Genomic DNA, 20367 nt, shown 5'->3' on the forward strand with positions numbered 1-20367 from the left:
GGGTGCGTCAGCGCGCGGTGCGGCTGCTCGCGTCGGTGGCGGCGTCGTCGCTCTCGACCTCGGGCAGGCGGCCGCGGTGCGAGACCTCGGCCGTGGCGTGCTTCTGCCGGCGGTTCATGAAGTTGCGCTCGACGAGCCACCAGAAGCCGATGCAGATGCCGATCACGACCGGGATCACGACGAACACCATCATCAGGAACTGGTACTTCGGGTACAGGCCGAGGGGGAGGAGCAGCAGGTTGCCGAGGCCCAGCAGCGGGCTGTGGAACAGGTAGATCGAGTACGACACCAGACCGGCGAGCACGAACGGCTTCCACGCGAAGAAGCGCGCGAGCCAGGTGTGGTTGCCGGTGACCGCCTGGCGTCCCATCCAGGTGAGCAGGATGCCGGCGAGGATGCCGGTGACGACCTCGGACGGCCAGGTCTGGTGCTGCCAGTAGTCGCGGTTGCGGAAGAACACGAGCAGGGTCCCGAGGGCCATGGCGCCGACGAACGCGCCGCTCGCCCACCGCGGGCCACCGAGCTTCGAGCGCTCGCGGACCACGCCGGACAGGTGTTCGTCGCGCGCCTTCACAGTTAGTTCGGCGGCGAGCATCCCCACCGCGAACAGGCCGACGAACCACGGGTGCATGAACGAGTAACGGCTCTCGGCGCCCATCCACATGCCGATGAGGACCAGGCTCGACGCCGTCGCCCACCCGCCGAAGACCCGCCACAGCGGCAGGATCAGCAGCGGCATCAGGAAGTAGATCTGCCACTCGACCGCGACCGTCCACATCGGGCCGTTGATCTTGCCGATGTACTGCGGGAAGAAGTCGTGCACCAGGAAGAAGTGCGTCAGGAACGTGCCCCAGCCCATCGGCAGCTTCGTGTCCCACTGCGTGCCGCCGGGCTGGCCGAGCACTGGGACGAACAGGATCAGGAGGGCGAACAGCACGAGCGACGCCCAGTACGGCGGGATGATGCGTCGGGCGCGACGCCAGACGAACTTCCAGAACCCGCCGGGCAGACGGTAGCGGTCGAACCGGGTGAGCACCGGCAGCATGAGCACGTAGCCGGACAGCACGATGAAGAGCGGGACGCCGAGGTAGCCCCAGCCGATGATCGGGCGCAGCCAGGGCAGCTCGGTCGGGCCGGTGCCGGTCGTCCCGGTGAAGAGGTACGCGTGGTAGAAGACCACCGCGAGTGCGGCCAGCCCCCGGAGTCCGTCCAGGTAGGGGAACTCGAGTCGGCCGCCGGCGCGGGGCGCGGGGGCAGCGGAGTCGGCTGCGGGTACTGCGGCGCGGGTTTCGGTGGCCAACGATCGTCCTCGTGGTGGTCGGAGCGGGGTCGCAGGCAGTCTCCCACACGCCGACCCGGCGCCGCGATCAGGCACCCTGTGCCTGGTGTTTCGGTTCGGATGTCATGATGAAGCACGTGACCTCGACGAGCGCAGCCGCAAGGCAGATCACCCACGAGCCCGTCCACCGGCGTTCGGGGGCGGTTCCGAGGCGGTACAAGCACGTCGTCGCGCCGGTCATCCTGGCGGTGCTCGTCGTCGTGGGCGTCGCGCTCAGCGCCGCCGTGGCGTACCACAACCGCCTCGGCGTGACGAACGTCGACGGCATCTCCTACATGGGCATCGCCCGCGAGTACGCGAACGGCTGGCTGCCCGACGCGATCAACGCCTACTGGTCGCCGATGGTGTCCTGGATGATGGCGCCGTTCATCGCGGCCGGCCTCGGCATGCAGACGGCCTTCGCGGTCGTGAACTGCTTCGCGGTCGCCGTCGTGCTCGGCGTCGGTGGCTGGCTGGTGTGGTCGCAGAACCACCGCATCGTGCCGGCTGTCCTCTTCATGGTCACCGCGATCCCGGCACTGATGAGCGCGGTGTCGGTGCAGACCCCCGACCTGCTCGTCGTCGCGTGGGTCGTCGGCTACCTGTGGGCACTCCGGTGGGCCGACCAGGCGTTGCACGGGTCGACGCGGGCCCGGTTGGTCTCCGGCGGGGTGCTCGGCGCGGTCGCGGCCATCGGGTACTTCGTGAAGCTCTTCCTGCTGCCGGTGGCGGTCGGCGCGGTGATCCTGTGGCTGCTGCTCCGGGTCTGGTCCGCACGACGCCGTCGTGAGCCGGTGCTGCACTGGTGGACGTCGCCCGTGGCCACGATCGTGGTCTTCGCCGTCGTCATCGCACCGTGGGTCGGTGCCCTGACCATGAAGTACGGGTCGCCGACCCTGGGCTCGTCGCTCTCGGTGAACATCGGCTCGAAGTTCGACGACGGCGGGCGTGCGACCGACTGGCCGTTCCTGCCCGTGCCGCCGAACTCGCACGCGTTCTCCCCGAACGAGGACTTCACCCCGTCGGTCTACAAGCAGGGCCCGATGGAGAACCCGGACCCGTCCGTGGTGCCGCCGACGACCGAGTCGACCACCGAGGACACCGCGCCGAAGATCACCAAGGACTCCGGCATCGCTGCCCGCGCTGGCTACTACCTGCACGAGCGCATGCTCGCGCTGCCCTACTACCTGCAGAAGATCAGCACGTTCGCGCCGTTCGCTGCACCGATCGCCCTGCTCTTCGCCGCCGCCCTGGTGATCGGCGTGGTCCGGTTCCGCCGGTACGCGTTCACCTGCATCGTCGCGGCGACGACCCTGGTCTACTTCGTCGGCTACGGCATGATCACGTCGTCGTCGAGCGGTGGCGGGAACGCGCGCTACTACTGGCCGCTGTTCTACCTGACGGCGATGATCGGCGCGCTCATGCTGCCGGCCGTCTGGCGGTTGGTCCGACGACGCGGCGTGGTCCGGACGATCGTGGCGTGCGTCGCGATCGCCGTCGTCCCCGTGGCGTCGTTCACGCAGAACTGGATCGGGTCGCCGGCACCCTTCTACCCGTCGGTGAACCGCACCGAGGCGCTTCGTGTCACCGGCCCGACCGACGTCCCCGAGATCGTGCGGCTCGCCGACCAGATCCGGGCGAGCGGAGCCCTGCCCGAGGACGCCACCGTCATCGGCTCGAACTACCGGTCGCTGTCCTCGTTGGCGTTCCTGACCGACACGCGTGTGTACGGTCGCTCAGGTCAGGGCTACACGTACCACTCGGACGCGATGCGCAAGCTGTTCATCGACGAGGGCGTGCAGTACTTCGTGCAGTTCGACCCCGCCAACGCGCCGGCACGCGACTACTCGATGGCCGGGAAGCTCGTCGGCACGTACAACGCGACGATCTCGTGCAGCGCCGACCGGTCCACCGATCCCGAGATCCCCTGCCGCGTCCAGATCGTCAAGTTCGCCAAGTAGCCGCCGCTCCAGGGAGCGCGCCACACCAGCGTCTACGATGACCTGGTCCCGAAGCCCGGCAGGAGACCACGTTTGTCAGGAACCACCAGCGACACCCCCGCGCCCGAGGGGAAGCGTCCGCCGACCTGGCGACGGTTCCTCGGCAAGGCGATCCCCATCGTCTTCTACGTGCTGCTCGCGGTCTTCCTCGTGCTGTACGTGCGGAGCGTCGACTGGGGACAGCTCGCCGGGTTGGACTGGCAGTGGGGCTGGGTGATCCTGGCGACCGTGATCAGCCTGGGCTTCCGCTACTGGGGCGTCGGCATCTGGTTCTACCTGCTGCGGCGGCTCGGTGCGACCGGCCTGAAGGGCAGCGGCGTCACGCTGACCTACGTGTACGCGAAGTCCTGGATGGGCCGCTACATCCCGGGGGCCGCGACCTGGATCATCGGCAAGGTCTACTTCGCCTCGAAGCACGGCGTCTCGAAGGCCCGGCTCGGCGTCAGCGGCCTGCTCGAGGGCGCGCTGCAGATCGCCGCCACCCTCGCCCTGGCGCTCGTCCTGCTGCTCATCGACCCCCGCACGCACGCGCTCAGCCCGTGGCTCATCGCCCTGATGATCGCGGCGTTCGTCGCCTGCGTCGTGTGCCTGATCCCGCGGGTCTTCGTGTTCCTGATCGGCATCGCGCTGAAGATCCTGCGTCGCAAGCCGCTCGAGGCCGACGTCCGCCCGAACCTCGGCACCGTCCTCGGCGGCGCCGGTCTGTACGTCGCCGGTGCGATCCTGTCGGGCACGGCGTACTACTTCATCACCCTCGGGGTGTACCCGTCGCTCAAGCTCAGCGACGCGGCGTTCGTCATCGGTGCCGCGAGCATGGCCTCGGCGATCAGCATGCTGGCCGTGTTCGCCCCCGGCGGCCTCGGCGTCCGCGAGGGCGTGCAGGCCCTGCTCCTCACCCTCGTCATGCCGCCGGGGATCGCCCTGGTCGTGGTCGTCGTCACCCGCGTGTGGAGCCTGGCGGTCGACGGCCTGTTCCTGCTCTGCGCCGCAGCGCCGACCTGGTTCCGCCGTGGTCGTCCGACCGACGACCCGTCGGCCGTCGAGGGCAGCGCCCCCGCCGCCTGACGCGCACTTCGTGAGCAGGAATGGTCGGGTCCGCGGTGCGCGACCCGACCATTCCTGCTCACCATCCGGGGGCACGTGACGCGCGTGACGACGGACGGGAGGCCCGGTGCCAGCTGGCACCGGGCCTCCCGTCCGTCTGGTGGGGCGTCCACCCCGTCAGCCGCACGCCCGACGTGCGGTCACGACGCGGGGGCGGCCACCCGACGATCGGCGCGGGCGACCTGGACGACCGACGCGACCAGGCCGACGGCCACCAGCGCGACCACGACCACGAGCACTGCGGGCGGCACCGGCCCGATCTCCGTGTAGCGGAGCAGCCCGCGCCCCGTCACCGGGAACAGGGCGGCGTTCCAGAACCACGCCGACGCCACTGCGAACCCGTACACGCCCACGGCGGGCAGCAGGACGGCCAGCGCCACCGCGACCCACGAGCGTGCGCGTCCGGCGGGCACCAGCCGACGCCAGGCCAGGGCGCTCAGCACGATCAGGCAGACGATCGCGGGGAAGTAGTAGCGCCCCTGGGTCGCGGCGACCTCGGTGGTGGTGAGGTACGAGTGCGCGCTCGTCCGGTTCTGGATGCCGATGAGGAGCGCCGGGAACACCGCCAGGCACAGGGCCACCCGCAGGTCGGGGCCGCGCCGGAACGCCCAGCCGACGAGCACGACGAGCGCGATGACCGTCAGGACGGCCGTGAGCAGGTCGCCCATGCTGACCTGTGCCCGACCGCCGAAGCTGCCCCAGAACGTGCGCGCGAGCGTGCCCCAGCTGACGTCGAGGAAGTGCCCGAGCGTCGGGTGCTCGCCGGGCGGGAAGTCCTTCGGCGGACGCATCGCCGTGTAGCCGTTCGGCTGGATCCGGCCGTAGGCGAACCAGTTGTGCACCCACCACCACGCCCCGATGCCACCGGACACGGCCATCGTCACCACGGTGCGGACCACCCGTTGCCGCAGCGACAGCACTCCGGCGCCGGCGAAGAGCACGACCACCGCCACGAACGGCACGGCGGGCAGTCCGGTGCCCTTGACCCAGACCAGGGCGCCGAGCACCACCGCGAGCGCGATGGTGGTGCGCCACCGGGTGTCACCGGTGAGCAGCCGGGTGGCGAGCCACACGACGATCCCGGCGACGAGCAGCACGGGGGCGTCGTTCGAGAACGAGGAGCCGATGGACGCGAGCTCGGGCGTCGCGAACACGGCGAGCCCACCGACGAGCGCGGCCCGCGGCGACCGGGTCACGCGGCGGACGGACGCCCACGCCAGCAGCGGCAGTGCGGTGACGGCGAGGACGTCGGCGAGCCGCAGCGCGGTGAACGCCCGGTCCCATCGCAGGTCGCCGAAGTCCACGGCACGGAGCACGGCGGCACCGGCGAGGTAGGCGGTCGGCGGGTGCTGGGTCATCTGGTTGACGGTCGACGACGGCCCGGGGGCGTTCTGCAGCAGCTCGCTGACGGTCGACCACTCGCTGGACGGCTTCGTCGCCTGCTCGACCTTCGCGGCCTGCACCGCGTTGGTGACGGACAGGTCGCCCGGGGCGGCCCAGGCGTCACCGAGCGCGACGTGCACGGCGGCGTCGATGTGCGCCGTCTCGTCCGGGGCCTCGAAGACCGGGACGATCAGCGCCCAGGCGACGAGCCACAGGCCGAAGGTCGCCGTGACGACGGCGATCGCCACACGCTCCCAGCGGGCGGTGCGGGGTGGTGCGGTGGTGCTGGTGGTGGTCTCGTGGGCCGTCACCCGGTCGAGTCTAGGGCGCGTCCCTCGGGTGCGACGTCGGCGGCCGCGGGCTCGGAGCCGGTCCGCTCGGGGTGGTACACCCACACCTTGTAGAGCCAGAAGCGGAACACCGTGCCGAGCACCAGGCCGACGATGTTCGCGACGTTGTCGGCGAAGACGGAGGTCAGTCCCATCACGTAGTGGGACACCCCGAGGCACGCGAGCGCGATGACCATGCCGCCGAGCGAGACGACGACGAACTCGATGCCCTCGCGGGTGGCGACGGCACGGCGCTGCTCGCGGAACGTCCAGTACCGGTTGCCCATCCAGTTGACGAAGATGGCGACGACGGTGGAGATGACCTTCGCCCAGAACGGCCCGGAGTGCACCTCGTCGGGGTTCAGGACGGTGATGCGCAGCACGTTGAACACCGTGGTGTCCACGACGAAGCCGACGGCACCGACCACGCCGAAGCGTGCCAGTTGGGCAATGAGGCGCCGCACGTGCCCTCCAGGATCCGTAGAGTTGTCGCGGGCCGTGCACAACGCGACCCGAACAGCGATTGTAGACAACGCGTTCACCCCGGATGGTGCGAACGCCGGAAGGATCACACAGCATGGCGTTGCGCGTCGGGGTCATCGGTGGGGGACAGCTGGCACGGATGATGGTGCCGGTGGCCGTCGAGCTGGGGATCGACATCCGGGTCCTCGCCGAGGGGCCGGGCATGTCGGCCGCCATCGCCGCCACAGCCGAGGGCGACTACCACGACGTCTCGACGGTGCTGGCGTTCGCCCGCGACGTCGACGTGGTGACGTTCGACCACGAGCACGTGCCCCAGGACGTCCTGCGCGCCCTGGTCGACGCCGGCGTGGCCGTCCGCCCCGGACCCGGTCCGCTGGCCGTCGCCCAGGACAAGATCACGATGCGCACGAAGCTCTCCGAGCTCGGCCTGCCGGTGCCCGACTGGGCCGCGGTGCACGACCCCGACGAGCTCCGGGCCTTCCTCGACGAGCACGGCGGCCGCGCGGTCGTGAAGACGCCCCGCGGTGGCTACGACGGCAAGGGCGTGCGGGTCGTGTCCGACCCGTCCGACGTCGACGACTGGTTCATCGCCGTCGCCGAGGCCGGCGGCGGGCAGACGCTGCTCGCCGAGGAGCTCGTCCCGTTCACCCGCGAACTCGCGCAGTCCGTCGCCCGCCGCCCCTCCGGCCAGGTGGTGGCGTGGCCGCTGGTCGAGACCGTGCAGCGCGACGGTGTCTGCGCCGAGGTCATCGCCCCCGCGCCCGACAGCGCCGGACGCATCGCCGACGTGACGGAGTCGATCGCGGTCCGGATCGCCGAGGAGCTCGGGGTCACCGGGGTCCTGGCCGTCGAGCTGTTCCAGACCGCCGACGAGCGCATCCTGATCAACGAACTCGCGATGCGACCGCACAACACCGGTCACTGGACGATCGACGGTGCGACGACGAGCCAGTTCGAGCAGCACCTGCGTGCCGTCCTCGACCTGCCGCTCGGTGCCACCGGGTCGTTCGCCCCGGCCGCCGTGATGATCAACGTGCTCGGCGGACCGGCCGACGGCGACCTCGCCGCCCGGTACCCGGCCGCGCTCGAGGCGTTCCCCGAGGCGAAGTACCACTTCTACGGCAAGGCCCCTCGACCCGGTCGGAAGATCGGCCACGTGACGGTGATCGGCGACGACGTCGACGACGTCGTCTACCGGGCACGCGCGGCCGCGGCGCACTTCGACGACTGACGAGGGGGTGTCGGCACTGTTGCCGACACCCGCTCGGGTGCCACCCGCACTGGCGGCTGGCCGCCACTGCGGGCGCATGGTGCCATGGACGGGTCCAGGGGTCCGATCGTCCAGGGGAGTGTCCATGCGCCGCCGTCCGCGCCGTGTCGTCGTCTGCGGCGCCGCCGTCGCACTCACCGCCCTCGTCGGCGGGCTGCTGCCCGTCGCGTTCGGGTCGAGCGCCACCGCCGCGACGTCCGCGACGACCATCCGCTCCGCATCGGCTGCGTCGCTGTACGGTGCCGGCCCGTACCGGTCGCCCACGAGCGAGGCAGCGAAGGCGGCCACCGCGCTCGCCGCCTCGGACCCCGCTGGTGCCGCCGCGGCGTCGACCATCGCCCGGTACCCCGTCGCGACGTGGCTCGGCGAGTGGACGCAGGGGACCCAGCTGACCAAGACGATCAGCACGGCGGTCTCGGGGGCCGAGCAGTCCGGCACCACCCCGGTGTTCGTGCTGTACGCGATCCCGGACCGGGACTGCGGCGGGTACTCCGCCGGCGGGTTCTCCGAGGCCTCCTACGACGCCTGGGTCGACCAGGTCACCGCGGCACTCGCCGGACACCGCGCCGCCGTGATCGTCGAGCCGGACTCCCTCGCGATGCTCAGCAACGCGAAGTGCAGCACCACGCTCGACGAGCAGCGCTACCGGATCCTGTCCCGCACCGTCGCCGGGCTCACCGCCGCCGGGGTGCCCGCCTACCTCGACGCCGGCAACTCGAACTGGGTGCCGCCCGCGACGATGGCCGCACGGCTGAACAGTGCCGGCGTGCAGCAGGCCCGCGGGTTCTTCACGAACGTCGCGAACTACTACCCGACCGCGCAGGAACAGGCCTACGCGCAGAAGGTCTCCGGTGCGACCGGGGGATCGCACTACGTGATCGACACCTCGCGGAACGGGCAGGGCTGGCGGGGGACCTGGTGCAACGGCCCCGGCGCCGGACTCGGCACCTCGCCCCGGGTCGCCACCGACGGCACTGCGCTCGACGCCCTGCTGTGGGTGAAGACCCCCGGCGCGAGCGACGGCACCTGCAACGGCGCCCCCGCCGCGGGCAAGTGGTGGTCCTCCTACGCCCAGGCCCTCGTCGCGAACGCCCGGCTCGGGGTCCCCGCGGCCGACCTCGCGCCGCAGGGTTCGCTCGAGGTCGTCGCCGGCACCGGTGGCGGCGTCCGGGTCCGGGGATGGGCCTTCGACGAGGACGACCCCACGCAGCCCGTCCGGGTCCGTGCCACCGTCGACGGCGTCGCCGCTGGAGCCGTGACCGCCGGACTCCGCCGCACCGACGTCGACGCCGCCGCGGGCGTCGGGGCGACCCACGGCTTCGAGGCCGTCGTCCCGACTGCCGCCGGCGCGCGCCGGGTCTGCGTGACCGCGGTGAACATCGGCGCTGGGTCGGACACCACGCTCGGGTGCGCCACCGTCCGCGCCTTCCGGGACGACCCCTACGTCGCGCTCGAGTCGGTGACGGGGAAACGGGGCGGCATCAGCGTCCGTGGCTGGGCCTTCGACGGTGACGCCGTGTCCTCCGCCAGCACGGTCGCGATCACGGTCGACGGCAGACGGGTGACGTCGTTGTCGGCGGGACGCGTGCGCGCCGACGTCGACCGGACGTGGGGGTCCGGGACGAAGCACGGCTTCGCCGGCACCGTCGCCCTCAAGGCCGGCAAGCGGACCGTCTGCGCGGTCGCGCGGAACACCGGCACCGGGAAGGACCGGAAGGCGAGTCCCTGCCGGACGGTGACGGTGGCGCGGCGCTGACCGCTCGGGCCCGTTCCGCTGGCAACCCCGCACCGTGCGAGGTGCGAGGTGCCGGTGCTGCCGTCGCACGGTGCGGCACTGCTCAGTCGGTGCGAGGTTGATCGCTGGGTGCGGTCATGCAGGCTCGCACGGATCGGTCAGCGGGCTCCCCGGCGACGAACTCCGCACGGTGCGCGTCCGATCACTGCGTGCGAGCCAGGTCGCCCGGTGCGAGAGGATGGGCACATGCCGCGTGATCTCGTCCGCCGGGCCGCTCGTCGACTCCGCCGGGTCGTCGCCGGGACGCCCCCCGTGCCCGCTCCGCTGCCGGTCCTCGGCTACGTCGTCGCGGGCGGTGACGGCGCCCACCCCGCATCCGCCCACGTGCGCGTCGTCCGGCGTACCGAGCACCTGGCGGCCAGCGGCACGGCCGAGGTCCGCCAGGTCGACCCCGTCGCGTTCGTCGACGGGACCGACACGACGTCGTACGCCGCCGTCCTGGTGCAGCGCGACATCCTGCCGCGCGACGCCGTGCAGCCCTTCCTCGCGGCGGCTGCGGCCCGCGGCGTCCGCGTCGTCGGCGAGGTCGACGACGACTTCTTCACCGAGTCCGGCCGCCAGCGCCTCGCCCGCGCCGAGTACGACCCGGACCGCCTCGCCTCGATCGACGCACTGGTCCGCGGTGCCGACACGGTCGTCGTGAGCACACCGGAGCTGGCCGAGGTCGTGCGCCCGGTCGCCCGCGACGTCACGGTCGTGCCGAACGCCCTCGACCCGGGGCTGTGGACCGCTGGCGCGACCGAGGACGACGACGATCGTCCCGGAGCAGAGCACCGGGTGCTGTACATGGGCACGCTCACCCACGCCGCCGACCTCGAACTCCTGCGCGACGTCTTCACCGACCTGACGACCACCGACGGCACGCCGATCCGGCTCGAGGTCATCGGTGTGACCGACGAGGGCGGCGCCGACTGGTTCCGCCGCATCGAGGTGCCGGACGGCCACTACCCGGCGTTCTCCCGCTGGCTCGTGGCGCACCGGGAGCGCTGGCGTGCCGGTGTCGCGCCCCTTCGTGACGAGGAGTTCAACCGCGCCAAGAGCGACCTGAAGTTCCTCGAGTACACCGCACTCGGACTGCCAGCAGTGGTCTCGGACCGGCCCTCCTACGCCGTGGCGCGGGCCCACGGGGCCGTCGCGGTGCCGGATGTCGTCGGGGCCTGGCGTGGTGCGGTGCGCGCCGCCGTCGAGCGCGGGACGGCCGACGAACGGGCGGTCCGGTGGGTCACGGGGGAGCGCACGATCGGCCGTGACGACGACGCCTGGCGCCGCGTGCTGCTCGGCTAGGCTCGTCGCGTGACCGACACCGACGCACCCGTCCAGCCGCTCGTCTCGATCATCATGGGGTCGGACTCCGACTGGCCGACGATGCGCGCTGCGGCCGACATCCTGGCCGAGCTCGGCATCCCGTTCGAGGCGGACGTCGTGTCGGCGCACCGCACGCCCGACAAGATGACCCGGTTCGCCCGCGGCGCCGCCGAGCGTGGCATCCGCGTCGTGATCGCCGGTGCCGGTGGCGCCGCGCACCTGCCGGGCATGGTGGCCTCGATGACGACGCTGCCCGTCATCGGTGTCCCGGTGCAGCTCGCACGCCTCGACGGCCTCGACTCGCTGCTGTCGATCGTGCAGATGCCGGCCGGCATCCCGGTGGCGACGATGGCGATCAACGGTGCCGCGAACGCCGGACTCCTCGCCGCGCGGATCATCGGCACCTCGGAGCCCGCGGTCGCGGCTCGCCTGACCGAGTACGCCGACGGCCTCGAGCGACTGGTCGAGGAGAAGGCCGCGCGCCTGCGCGATTCCCTCTAGCGTTCCGCGCGCCTGCGCGACTCCCTCGAGCGTTCCGCGCGGGTGGCCCCGGGACCGTCGAACGGGTTCCCGCCGTTCAGGACGCCGTACGCGATCGCGTTCGTCCGGTCGGCGCAGGCACGGTCGAGCGTCCGCGTCGCTGTCCGGACGACCTCGCCGGTGATCGGTCGGCCGCATTCCTCGCATCGGGTCATGCGCGCTACGGTACCGCCATGCCTGCTCGTCTCCGTCGCCACACCGCCACCCTCGTCCTGGTCGGTGTCGCGGTCGTCGCCGCCGTGGTGTGCGCCGTCGCCGCACGGGGCGCCGGCCCGGTGTCCTGGTGGATCCGAGGCACGGACGAGCACGTCGTCGCGACGAAGTCGCAGTTCGACTCGTGGCTCCTGGCGTCGCACGTGGCCGAGGTCGCAGCGGTGGTCGCGGTCGTCGCCGTCCTCGCCGCGGTCGTCACCGCCGTCGTGTCGTCACGCCGCCGTCGCACGCGGGTCTGAACACCACCGCCTGCCGGAGCCCACGAGTCGCCGGCAGCCCCAGAACGGGGGACGCAACACGGCGCTGATCAGCACTTCTTCGACGTAGACGGAACGTTCTGCAACCCCCGCGTACTGGGGATGCGCCGGTTCTGTCAACCCCGCGCGCGGGCTGCATTTCGCAACTACGGTGAACGGCGGGTGGTCGAGATCCGGCCGCCCGGCACCCACGGGAACGGGTGCGAACCGTCACGTCAGGGAGTGACAGCTCATGCAGAAACGTGCAACCAAGCGGGCCGCACTCACCGTCGTGCTCCTCAGTGCCGCACTCGTCGCAGGACCGCTCGGCACGGGAACCGCAGCGTCCGCCAGCTCGGCACCGATCGGGAACGTCGGGAACTTCAAGCAGACCTTCCGCGAGAACTTCAGCACGGCGGCGGCCGCCAAGGGGAAGTTCGCCAAGACCTACGCGAAGTCGTGGCAGCCCTACCCGGACGGCACCGGGGGGATGTACTACTCGGGCGCCCAGATCAGCTCGCACAACGGGTACATGGACGTCAAGCTGGACGGCAAGCACGGCGCCGCTGGCACCTTCGGCACCCCGTCGGGTGCATGGGGGCACAAGGGCGGCAAGTTCATCGTCCGCGCCAAGGCGACCGGCGGCGACGGGAACGGCGCCGCGTTCATGCTCTGGCCGTCGTCCGACAAGTGGTCGGACGGCGAGATCGACTACCCCGAGGCGAACTTCGAGCAGCAGCCGATGCTGCACCACCACTCGATGACCCCCGGCCAGGAGGTCAACGCGACGAGCCTGAGCACCGGCGTCTCGTGGCGCTCGTGGCACACGTACTCGATCGAGTGGATCCCGGGGAAGTCGGTGCGCTACCGCCTCGACGGCAAGGTGATCAAGACGATCACGAAGCACGTGCCGAAGACCGCGCACCGGTACATGTTCCAGGTCGGCAACTGGGGTGCCACCGGCCACCTGTACATCGACTGGGTCAGCACGTACACCTACAAGAAGTGACGTACACCTCCGAGAAGTGACGTGACGGCCGCGCCGGCTCAGAGGTCGGCGTGCAGCTGCCAGGTCTCGGCGGCGGAGTCGCTCCAGTCGTACATCCGGGCACGGTCCGGCCCGGCGACGGCGAGCTGTCCGGCGAGCAACGGGTCGTTGACGACCTGGTAGACCGCCTGCGCGATCCGCTCCGGGTACGAGTCCCGCGGGTTCCGGGCGACGGTCACCCCGGCGTCGGACGCGACCTCGGCCACCGCGGGGTCGTCGGAGTGGATGACCGGGGTGCCGAAGCTCATCGCCTCGATCACGGGCAGGCCGAAGCCCTCGGCGAAGCTCGGGAACACGAACACGGTCGCCCGGTCGTAGACCACGGCGAGGTCGGCGTCGTCGATCCGCCCGAGCACCTTCACCCGGTCGCGGGCGAGCCCGGCGCGCTCGGCGGTGCCGTACACGTCGACGTCGCCCCAGCCGTCCGGGCCGGAGATCACGAGCGGGATATCGGCGGGGGCGTCGGGGTGCGCGAGCGCCTCGATCAGGGACCCGAGTGCCTTGCGTGGTTCGAGCGTGCCGACGGCCAGCACGTAGCGGTCCGGCAGGCCGAGACGCTCGGCGCGCAGGTCGGCGTCGACGGGCAGCCGCAGCCGACCGCTCGGAGCTCCGCCGATGACGCGCAGTCGGTCGTCGAACCGGTGGATCTCGTTCAGTGCGCTCGCGACCGCGTGGGTGGGCACGACGACGGCGTCGGCGTGCTTCCACGCGCGCTTCACCATCGCCTTGTGGAAGTGGACGCCGCGGGGCGTCAGGGTCTCGGGGTTCGTCCACGGCACGGTGTCGTGCACGGTGACGACGGTCTGCCGGCCCGGGTCCTGGAACCGGTCGTGCTTGACCAGGGGTGCGAGGACGCTCGGCGCGTGCACCATGCCCTTCGCGATGCCACCGACGAAGCCGCCCTGCCACGCGAGCGAGAGTTCACGACGGCCCAGCGGCAGACGCTGCAGGTCGGACAGACCGGGCAGCAGTGTGCGCAGATGCGCCATCTCGTCGGAGCTGACCGCGGACACGACCCCGGCGACGTCGCAGCCGCTCGGCGCGTTCGCCACGAGGTGCCGGGCGAGCTCTTCGGCGTACCGCCCGATGCCACCCGGAACGGGTGCGACGACCTGGTCGACGAGGACGTGGAGGGTGGTCATGGTGCTGCTCTCCTCGTCGTGGTGATGGGGCCGAGGACCGGCCCGGCGCCCGGCTGCCCGACCCTACCAGGGCCGGTGGGCCGCCCCCTGGAAGCCGCGGCAGGAGACCGGGACGGGAGGCCCGGATCACGTTCGCGACGCGGCGGACGTGATCCGGGCCTCCCGGTCGACTGCCGTGCTTACTTCGTCAACGCTCCTGCGGCCACCGCAGCGCGCAGCGCCTCGCGCCAGTCGCGCATCGGCGCGAGGCCGGCGCGCGACCAGCCGTCATGGCCGAGCACGCTGTACGCCGGGCGCGGCGCCGGCCGGACGAACGCGGCGCTGTCGGTCGGCAGGACGCGCTCGGGGTCGAGCCCGAGCTCGGTGTAGATGGCGCGGGTGAAGTCGAACCACGACCCCTGCCCGGCGTTGGTGCCGTGGTAGACGCCCGCGGGGGCGTCGCCGTCGACGAGCTCGACGATCCGCGCGGCGAGGTCGCCGGTCCACGTCGGCTGACCGACCTGGTCGGTGACGACGCTCACGGTGTCGTGCGAGCCGGCCAGCCGGAGCATCGTCGCGGCGAAGTTCGGTCCGTGCGCGCCGTAGATCCAGGCGGTGCGGACGACGTACGACGTGTCCGGGGCGATCTCGCGCACGAACGCCTCGCCCGCGGCCTTGGTGCGGCCGTAGGCGTTGATCGGGTCGGTCGGGGCGTCCTCGGCGTACGGGGCGGTGCCGTTGCCGTCGAAGACGTAGTCCGTCGACACCGTGACGAGCTTCGCGCCGTGGCGGACCGCGGCCTCGGCCAGGAGCTTCGGACCGGTCGCGTTGACGGCGAAGGCGTCGTCCTCGTGGTCTTCTGCGTCGTCGACCTTCGTGTACGCGGCGGAGTTGATCACGACGTCGTGTCCGGCGACGGCGGCGTCCACCGCGGCCGGGTCGGTGATGTCGAGCTCGGCGCGCGAGAGTGCCGTGACGTCGCGGCCGGCGAGCGCGGCCTGGAGGTCACGGCCGAGCATGCCGGCGGCGCCGGTGATGAGGTACCTGGTCATGCGATCGCTGCGCGCTCCTTGAGCGGCTCCCACCACGAACGGTTGTCGCGGTACCACTGCACGACGTCGGCCAGGCCCTGCTCGAAGGGGACCTGCGGCTCGTAGCCGAGCTCGGCCTGGATCTTCGAGATGTCGACCGAGTAGCGCAGGTCGTGGCCGAGACGGTCGGCGACGCGGTCGACGTACGACCAGTCCTTGCCGGTGGCGTCGAGGAGCAGCTGCGTGAGCTCCTTGTTGGTGAGCTCGGTGCCGCCACCGATGTTGTAGATCTCGCCGGCGCGGCCACGGGTCAGGACCATCGCGATGCCGCGGGTGTGGTCGTCGACGTGCAGCCAGTCGCGGATGTTGTTGCCCTCGCCGTACAGCGGGACGTGCACGTCGTCGATGAGGTTCGTGACGAAGAGCGGGATGACCTTCTCGGGGAAGTGGTACGGCCCGTAGTTGTTCGAGCAGCGCGTGATCGAGAGGTTCAGCCCGTGGGTGCGGTGGTAGCTGCGGGCGAGCAGGTCGCTACCGGCCTTCGACGCCGAGTACGGGGAGTTCGGCTCGAGCGGGCGTTCCTCGTCCCACGAGCCCTCGCTGATGGAGCCGTAGACCTCGTCGGTGGAGACGTGCACGAAGCGCTCGGTGCCGTGGCGGAGCGCAGCGTCGAGCAGGCGCTGGGTGCCGACGACGTTCGTCTCGACGAAGATGCCGGAGTCGCGGACCGACCGGTCGACGTGGGACTCGGCGGCGAAGTGCACGATCGCGTCGACCGTCGGGACGACCTCGTCGAGCTTCGCGGCGTCGCGGATGTCGCCGTGCACGAAGGTGTAGCGGGGGGAGTCGGCGACCGGTGCGAGGTTCGCTTCGTTGCCGGAGTAGGTCAGCGCGTCGTAGACGACGACCTCGGCGCCCTCGAGGCCGGGGTACGCGTCCTCCAGGGTGCGGCGGACGAAGTTCGAGCCGATGAAGCCGGCTCCTCCGGTGACGAGGATCTTCACGAGTTCTCTTTCCTGACGGTCGGTTCGTGGGTCGGCGGCGATTCTAGCGGGAGCCCGGTGACGGGGGTGGTCGTGGTGCTCGGCACGGCGGCCGTGGTGCTCGGCACGGCGGCCGCGCGCCAGACGAACACGGCGGCTGCGACGGCGGCGGCGAGGAACAGTACGCCGGCCAGCGCGATCGGGAGCGGCCCGGCGAGCGAACCACCGGCCATCGCCGACAGGCCGCCAGGGGTGACCCGGAACTGGACGTTCTCCCACGCGCCGCGGTACGCGATGCCGAGGCCGTACAGGGCGATGGCGAACGAGCCGACGGCGGCGATCCGGGCGAGCCGGCGGCGCAGTTCCGGACGGACGACCAGGGCACGCCACGCCACGGCCTGCGACAGCACGAGGGCGACGACGGCCACGAACAGGAACCGGCCCTGCAGCCCGTTGCCCTGGTGCGTGCCGAGGTAGTTCCGCCAGTTGTAGGCAAGGGTCGCGACGACGACGAGCGCCGGCCAGACCAGGGCGATGGTCATCACCCGGCGTCCGGCGCCGCGACGCGCGTACGACCAGCCGAGGGCGACGAGACCGATGATCGCCAGGGCGTCGACGACCATGGGCGGCAGCGGCCACTGGTTCGCGCCGAAGTCCCCGAAGAACGAGGCGGTCAGGCCGTCCCACTGCCGACCGGCGAACGCGCCGGGGTTCGCACCGCCCGACGGGTACGGCTGCACCGTGGTCACGCCGCGCAGGGCGTCCGGCAGCAGGGTCCCGCTGACGAGCAGCGTGCGGACCCACCACCAGCCGGACACGGCGGCGGCAGCGACGACGACCACGCCGGCGTGCAGGGCCGACCGGCGCCACGGACGTGCGGTGCGCTGGTCGCGGTCGCGGTCGCGGTCGTCGCGGGCCAGCGCGAACACGAGGACGACGAACGGCACCGCCAGCAGACCGAGTGCGCTGATCGCCGCGAGCCCGGTCACCGCCACGGCCAACCCCGCCGTGGTCCACCACGACCGGTCACCGGTGAGCACCCGCACGCTCAGCCACACGAGCACGGCGCCGAGCAGGATCATCGGCGCCCACGACGTCACGCCGGCGGCGACCTGCGCGAGCTGCGGCACCGCGAAGAGCAGCAGCGGTGCGACCAGGGCGGTCCGCGGCGACCGCGTCACCCGGCGGACGGTCGCCCACACGAGCACCGGCAGCGCGGTCACGAGCACGACGTCGAACAGGCGCAGGACGAGCACCGAGGTGGCCCAGTCGTGCGCCCCGAAGCGGATCAGGCGCAGGATGCCCGCGGCGACGAGCCAGTACGTCGGCGGGTTCTGCGACATCGGGTCGATCGCGGGGGAGTCGCCGGGGACCGCCGCCAGGAGCGCGTCGACCGTGGGGCGGTCGACGGCGGGCACCGGGTGCTCCACGATCTGCCGGATCGCAGCGAGGTAGTGCATCTCGCCGCCGTGCGGCCACCCGAGGCCGAGCGCCAGCCGGAACGCGGCGTCGACGTGGGCGGGCTCGTCAGGAGCGCCGAACGCGGGGGTGAGCAGGGCGAAGCCGAGCAGCAAGCCCAGCCACGCGACGGTGATCGTGCCGAGCACGAACCACTCGCGGCGGGCGGTCACGCCGTCACCGCCGTCCGGCGCACGAAACGCACCAGCAGGACCGCCGTGGCGATCAGCGCGACCGCTGCCACGGTGGCCAGCGTGAAGTTCCCGCCGGCGGCGAGCATGCCGTACTGGTCGAACTTGACGATCGAGAACTCGTCGATCCAGAACGCGGCGTCACGGCCGAACGCCCGGAGCGCGTAGACGACGCCGTAGAGGGCGATGGCCGTCGCTGCGACGGACATGCCGACGGCCAGTCGTGTGGCGCCGGCCGCGGTGACGGTCACGCGCCGCCAGGCCAGGGCGCTCAGGGCGATCAGGGCGATGAGGGTGGGGTAGTAGTAGCGGCCCTGGGTGCCGGCGACGATCGTGTTCCGCACGTAGCCGCCCCACCCGCTCTGCATGTGCAGGGCGATCAGGATGACGGGGTACGACGCCAGGACGATCGCGGGTCGCAGCGACGGGCCGCGGCGGAACGCCCAGATGACGATGCCGGCGATCGACACGATGGTCAGGCCGTCGATCAGGAACTGGGCGAACTGGAACTGCGTCAGACCGCCGACGCTGCCCCAGAACGTGCGGGTCACGCCGTTCCAGTAGTCGCGCAGGAAGACCTCCGGACTGGCGGCGGTGTCGTCCGGGAACGGCATCGACGGACGGGCGTAGGCCATGCCGTCGGGCTGGATCGCGTGGTACACGAGGATGTTCCGCAGCCACCACCACCCACCGACGACGCCGGCGATCCCCAGCGTCCAGGTGGTGCGCAGCACGTTCCGCCAGACGGTCGCGCGGGTGCAGCCCGCCGCCATCACGGCGATCCCGACGAAGGGGACGGCGGGCAGGGCAGTTCCCTTGGTCAGCAGCATCGCGCCGAGCAGCAGGCCGATCCACACCGTGGTCCGCACCCGCTGGTCGCCCGTGAGCAGCCGGACGGCGAAGTACACCAGCGCGCCCGCGAGGGGCAGCATCAGGGCGTCGTTCGTCACCGAGGTGCCGATCGACGCGACCTCGGGGACGGCCAGGATCGCCGCCCCGCCGACCACGGCAGCCCGGGGCGAGCGGGTCAGCCGACGCACCGTGGCCCACGCCAGGAACGGCAGGGGCAGCACGAGCAGGGCGTCGAACAGCCGCAGGGCCATCACGGCGTGGTCCCACCGCAGGTCCTCGAAGTGCACCAGGTGGAGCACCCCGGCGGCCAGCGCGTAGTACGTGGGCGGGTGCTGCGACATCTGGTCGATGCTCGTCGGGTGCACGCCGGGGAACTCCCGCAGCAGCTCGCCCCACGTCGCGTTGTCGGATGCCGGCTGCCGCAGGTTGCTGATCTGCGTGTCGTGCGTGGCGTTGAGGTAGTGCATCGCACCCGGCTCCGGCCAGGCGTCACCGATCGCCAGGTGCAGGACGGCGTCGACGTGCGTCGGCTCGTCCGGCGCCTTGTACGTGGTCGTCACGATCGCCCAGACCGCCAGGACGGCGGCGAACGCGACCGTCAGGGCGATGACGACGACGCGCTCGGCACGGCCGACCCGTGGGCGGGCGACGGTGCCCGACACGGCCGGGGCCGTGTCAGTCGCCATACCGCTGCAGTTTCTGCAGGTCGAGCTGCTCCTCGGCCAGCGTGCGGTTGAGGCGGGTGAGGTCGGCGACGACGCCGATCACGATGGAGAGCAGCGCCGTGATGAGCAGCACCACACCGAGGATGATCGACTGCAGGTGGTTGCCGGGGGTCTGCATCGCGAGCAGCACCAGGTAGCGGACGAGCGGCCAGAGCCCGAGCCCGCCCAGGATCACGCTGACCCAGGCGAAGAGCGCCATCGGCCGGTACATCAGGTAGACCCGGGCGATCGCCGAGCCGGACTCGAACATGTGCTGGAAGATGTTGCTGAACAGCCGGGACTCGCGGGTCTTCGGGTTCGTCGTGATCGGCACGGACGCGATCGCCAGGCGCTTGTAGCCGGCCTGCACGATGGTCTCCATGCAGTAGCTGAAGCGCGTGACGATGTTCAGGCGGATCAGCGAGTACTTCGAGTACGCGCGGAACCCGCTCGCGGCGTCGGGCAGGTCGAGCCCGGCGGCGCGGCTGGCGACCCACGACCCGAAGCGCTGCATGAGCTTCTTGAAGCCGGAGAAGTGCTCGATCGTGCGGGTCTGCCGGTCGCCGATGACGATCTCGGCTTCCTTGCGCAGGATCGGCTGGACGAGTTCGGCGATCTGCGCCTGCGGGTACTGGTTGTCGCCGTCGGTGTTGACGACGATGTCGGCACCGTGCAGCAGGGCGTAGTCGACGCCGTCGCGGAACGACCGGGCGAGCCCCATGTTGGTCGTGTGGTGCACGAAGTGCTTGACGCCGTGCTCCTTGGCGACCTCGACGGTGCGGTCGGTGCTGCCGTCGTTGATGACCAGGATCTCGATCTCGTCGATGCCGTCGATCTCACGCGGGATCGAGTCGATGACGCTGGCGAGGGTGTTCTCCTCGTTGAGGCAGGGGATCTGGACGAATAGCTTCACGGGCTCGCTTGGTCTCGTTTCGGGAGTCGCAGCGCGCGGGGCGCGGGGCACAGAACCAGGACAGCCTATGCGATGCGCCACCTTGCTAGG

Annotated in this window: 17 protein-coding genes; 8 read left to right on the forward strand and 9 right to left on the reverse strand. The window is 71.5% G+C overall.

Features of this window, described 5'->3' with window-relative positions; genetic code table 11:
* Positions 1–7: 7 nt before the first annotated feature.
* Entirely contained in the window at positions 8–1300 is a 1293-nt protein-coding gene (locus tag EDF28_RS14005) for an acyltransferase (protein ID WP_165918799.1), read from the reverse strand.
* A gap of 107 nt (positions 1301–1407) precedes the next feature.
* On the opposite strand from EDF28_RS14005, the gene EDF28_RS14010 reads away from it, so the two are divergent.
* Both EDF28_RS14010 and EDF28_RS14015 read left to right on the forward strand, forming a co-directional pair.
* Entirely contained in the window at positions 1408–3279 is a 1872-nt protein-coding gene (locus EDF28_RS14010) for a glycosyltransferase family 39 protein (protein WP_123938703.1), read from the forward strand.
* Between the two features lie 72 nt (positions 3280–3351).
* Entirely contained in the window at positions 3352–4383 is a 1032-nt protein-coding gene (locus EDF28_RS14015) for a lysylphosphatidylglycerol synthase domain-containing protein (protein ID WP_165901173.1), read from the forward strand.
* 179 nt (positions 4384–4562) lie between these two features.
* On the opposite strand, the gene EDF28_RS14020 is transcribed toward EDF28_RS14015, so the two are convergent.
* Positions 4563–6116: a DUF2142 domain-containing protein gene (locus tag EDF28_RS14020; protein WP_123938705.1), complete on the reverse strand. Its 1554-nt coding sequence runs from the start codon at positions 6114–6116 to the stop codon at positions 4563–4565.
* A complete protein-coding gene (locus EDF28_RS14025) occupies positions 6113–6598 on the reverse strand; it encodes a GtrA family protein (protein ID WP_111086012.1) in 486 nt (161 codons plus the stop codon). Before EDF28_RS14025 ends, EDF28_RS14020 begins: the two co-directional genes overlap by 4 nt.
* 113 nt (positions 6599–6711) lie before the next feature.
* Here EDF28_RS14025 and EDF28_RS14030 point away from each other — a divergent pair, with 113 nt between their 5' ends.
* The 6 genes from EDF28_RS14030 to EDF28_RS14055 all read left to right on the forward strand — a co-directional run bounded on the left by EDF28_RS14030 (position 6712) and on the right by EDF28_RS14055 (position 12985).
* The gene (locus EDF28_RS14030; protein WP_123938706.1) at positions 6712–7848 is read left to right on the forward strand and encodes a 5-(carboxyamino)imidazole ribonucleotide synthase; all 1137 of its coding nucleotides are present in this window, start codon (positions 6712–6714) and stop codon (positions 7846–7848) included.
* A 124-nt stretch (positions 7849–7972) separates the two neighbouring features.
* A complete protein-coding gene (locus EDF28_RS14035) occupies positions 7973–9643 on the forward strand; it encodes a glycoside hydrolase family 6 protein (protein ID WP_185094248.1) in 1671 nt (556 codons plus the stop codon).
* A gap of 225 nt (positions 9644–9868) precedes the next feature.
* Positions 9869–10966 (forward strand): hypothetical protein, encoded by a 1098-nt coding sequence (locus tag EDF28_RS14040; protein ID WP_123938708.1) that lies wholly within the window; start codon positions 9869–9871, stop codon positions 10964–10966.
* 54 nt (positions 10967–11020) lie between these two features.
* The gene (purE, locus tag EDF28_RS14045) at positions 11021–11488 is read left to right on the forward strand and encodes a 5-(carboxyamino)imidazole ribonucleotide mutase (RefSeq protein ID WP_216834593.1); all 468 of its coding nucleotides are present in this window, start codon (positions 11021–11023) and stop codon (positions 11486–11488) included.
* A 212-nt stretch (positions 11489–11700) separates the two neighbouring features.
* Complete coding sequence (locus tag EDF28_RS14050; RefSeq protein ID WP_123938709.1) at positions 11701–11979, forward strand: hypothetical protein; 279 nt, start codon at positions 11701–11703, stop codon at positions 11977–11979.
* 250 nt (positions 11980–12229) lie between these two features.
* Positions 12230–12985: a glycoside hydrolase family 16 protein gene (locus tag EDF28_RS14055; protein WP_123292215.1), complete on the forward strand. Its 756-nt coding sequence runs from the start codon at positions 12230–12232 to the stop codon at positions 12983–12985.
* Between the two features lie 38 nt (positions 12986–13023).
* On the opposite strand, the gene EDF28_RS14060 is transcribed toward EDF28_RS14055, so the two are convergent.
* From EDF28_RS14060 to EDF28_RS14085, 6 genes are all read right to left on the reverse strand, one after another.
* The gene (locus EDF28_RS14060) at positions 13024–14166 is read right to left on the reverse strand and encodes a glycosyltransferase family 1 protein (RefSeq protein WP_123938710.1); all 1143 of its coding nucleotides are present in this window, start codon (positions 14164–14166) and stop codon (positions 13024–13026) included.
* 179 nt (positions 14167–14345) lie between these two features.
* The gene (gene rfbD, locus EDF28_RS14065; protein WP_123938711.1) at positions 14346–15197 is read right to left on the reverse strand and encodes a dTDP-4-dehydrorhamnose reductase; all 852 of its coding nucleotides are present in this window, start codon (positions 15195–15197) and stop codon (positions 14346–14348) included.
* Entirely contained in the window at positions 15194–16180 is a 987-nt protein-coding gene (gene rfbB / locus EDF28_RS14070; protein ID WP_111086003.1) for a dTDP-glucose 4,6-dehydratase, read from the reverse strand. Before rfbB ends, rfbD begins: the two co-directional genes overlap by 4 nt.
* Positions 16177–17790: a glycosyltransferase family 39 protein gene (locus tag EDF28_RS14075; protein WP_123938712.1), complete on the reverse strand. Its 1614-nt coding sequence runs from the start codon at positions 17788–17790 to the stop codon at positions 16177–16179. The genes rfbB and EDF28_RS14075 overlap by 4 nt, the downstream gene beginning before the upstream one ends.
* Positions 17787–19346 carry a glycosyltransferase family 39 protein gene (locus tag EDF28_RS14080; protein ID WP_123938713.1) on the reverse strand — a complete coding sequence of 520 codons (1560 nt, stop codon included), beginning with the start codon at positions 19344–19346 and terminating at the stop codon, positions 17787–17789. Before EDF28_RS14080 ends, EDF28_RS14075 begins: the two co-directional genes overlap by 4 nt.
* On the reverse strand, positions 19336–20277 hold the full coding sequence (locus EDF28_RS14085; RefSeq protein ID WP_111086000.1) for a glycosyltransferase family 2 protein: 942 nt from the start codon (positions 20275–20277) through the stop codon (positions 19336–19338). Before EDF28_RS14085 ends, EDF28_RS14080 begins: the two co-directional genes overlap by 11 nt.
* Between the last annotated feature and the right edge of the window lie 90 nt (positions 20278–20367).

Source organism: Curtobacterium sp. PhB137, from assembly GCF_003814955.1.
Taxonomy (GTDB): Bacteria; Actinomycetota; Actinomycetes; order Actinomycetales; family Microbacteriaceae; genus Curtobacterium.

Bases quoted from the DNA above. Each gene is read 5' to 3' on its own strand.
- EDF28_RS14010 (WP_123938703.1), top strand. From the start codon at position 1,408: ATGAAGCACGTGACCTCGACGAGCGCAGCCGCAAGGCAGATCACCCAC.
- EDF28_RS14030 (WP_123938706.1), top strand. From the start codon at position 6,712: ATGGCGTTGCGCGTCGGGGTCATCGGTGGGGGACAGCTGGCACGGATG.
- EDF28_RS14035 (WP_185094248.1), top strand. From the start codon at position 7,973: ATGCGCCGCCGTCCGCGCCGTGTCGTCGTCTGCGGCGCCGCCGTCGCA.
- EDF28_RS14040 (WP_123938708.1), top strand. From the start codon at position 9,869: ATGCCGCGTGATCTCGTCCGCCGGGCCGCTCGTCGACTCCGCCGGGTC.
- purE (WP_216834593.1), top strand. From the start codon at position 11,021: ATGGGGTCGGACTCCGACTGGCCGACGATGCGCGCTGCGGCCGACATC.
- EDF28_RS14050 (WP_123938709.1), top strand. From the start codon at position 11,701: ATGCCTGCTCGTCTCCGTCGCCACACCGCCACCCTCGTCCTGGTCGGT.
- EDF28_RS14055 (WP_123292215.1), top strand. From the start codon at position 12,230: ATGCAGAAACGTGCAACCAAGCGGGCCGCACTCACCGTCGTGCTCCTC.
- EDF28_RS14060 (WP_123938710.1), bottom strand. From the start codon at position 14,166: ATGACCACCCTCCACGTCCTCGTCGACCAGGTCGTCGCACCCGTTCCG.
- rfbD (WP_123938711.1), bottom strand. From the start codon at position 15,197: ATGACCAGGTACCTCATCACCGGCGCCGCCGGCATGCTCGGCCGTGAC.
- EDF28_RS14080 (WP_123938713.1), bottom strand. From the start codon at position 19,346: ATGGCGACTGACACGGCCCCGGCCGTGTCGGGCACCGTCGCCCGCCCA.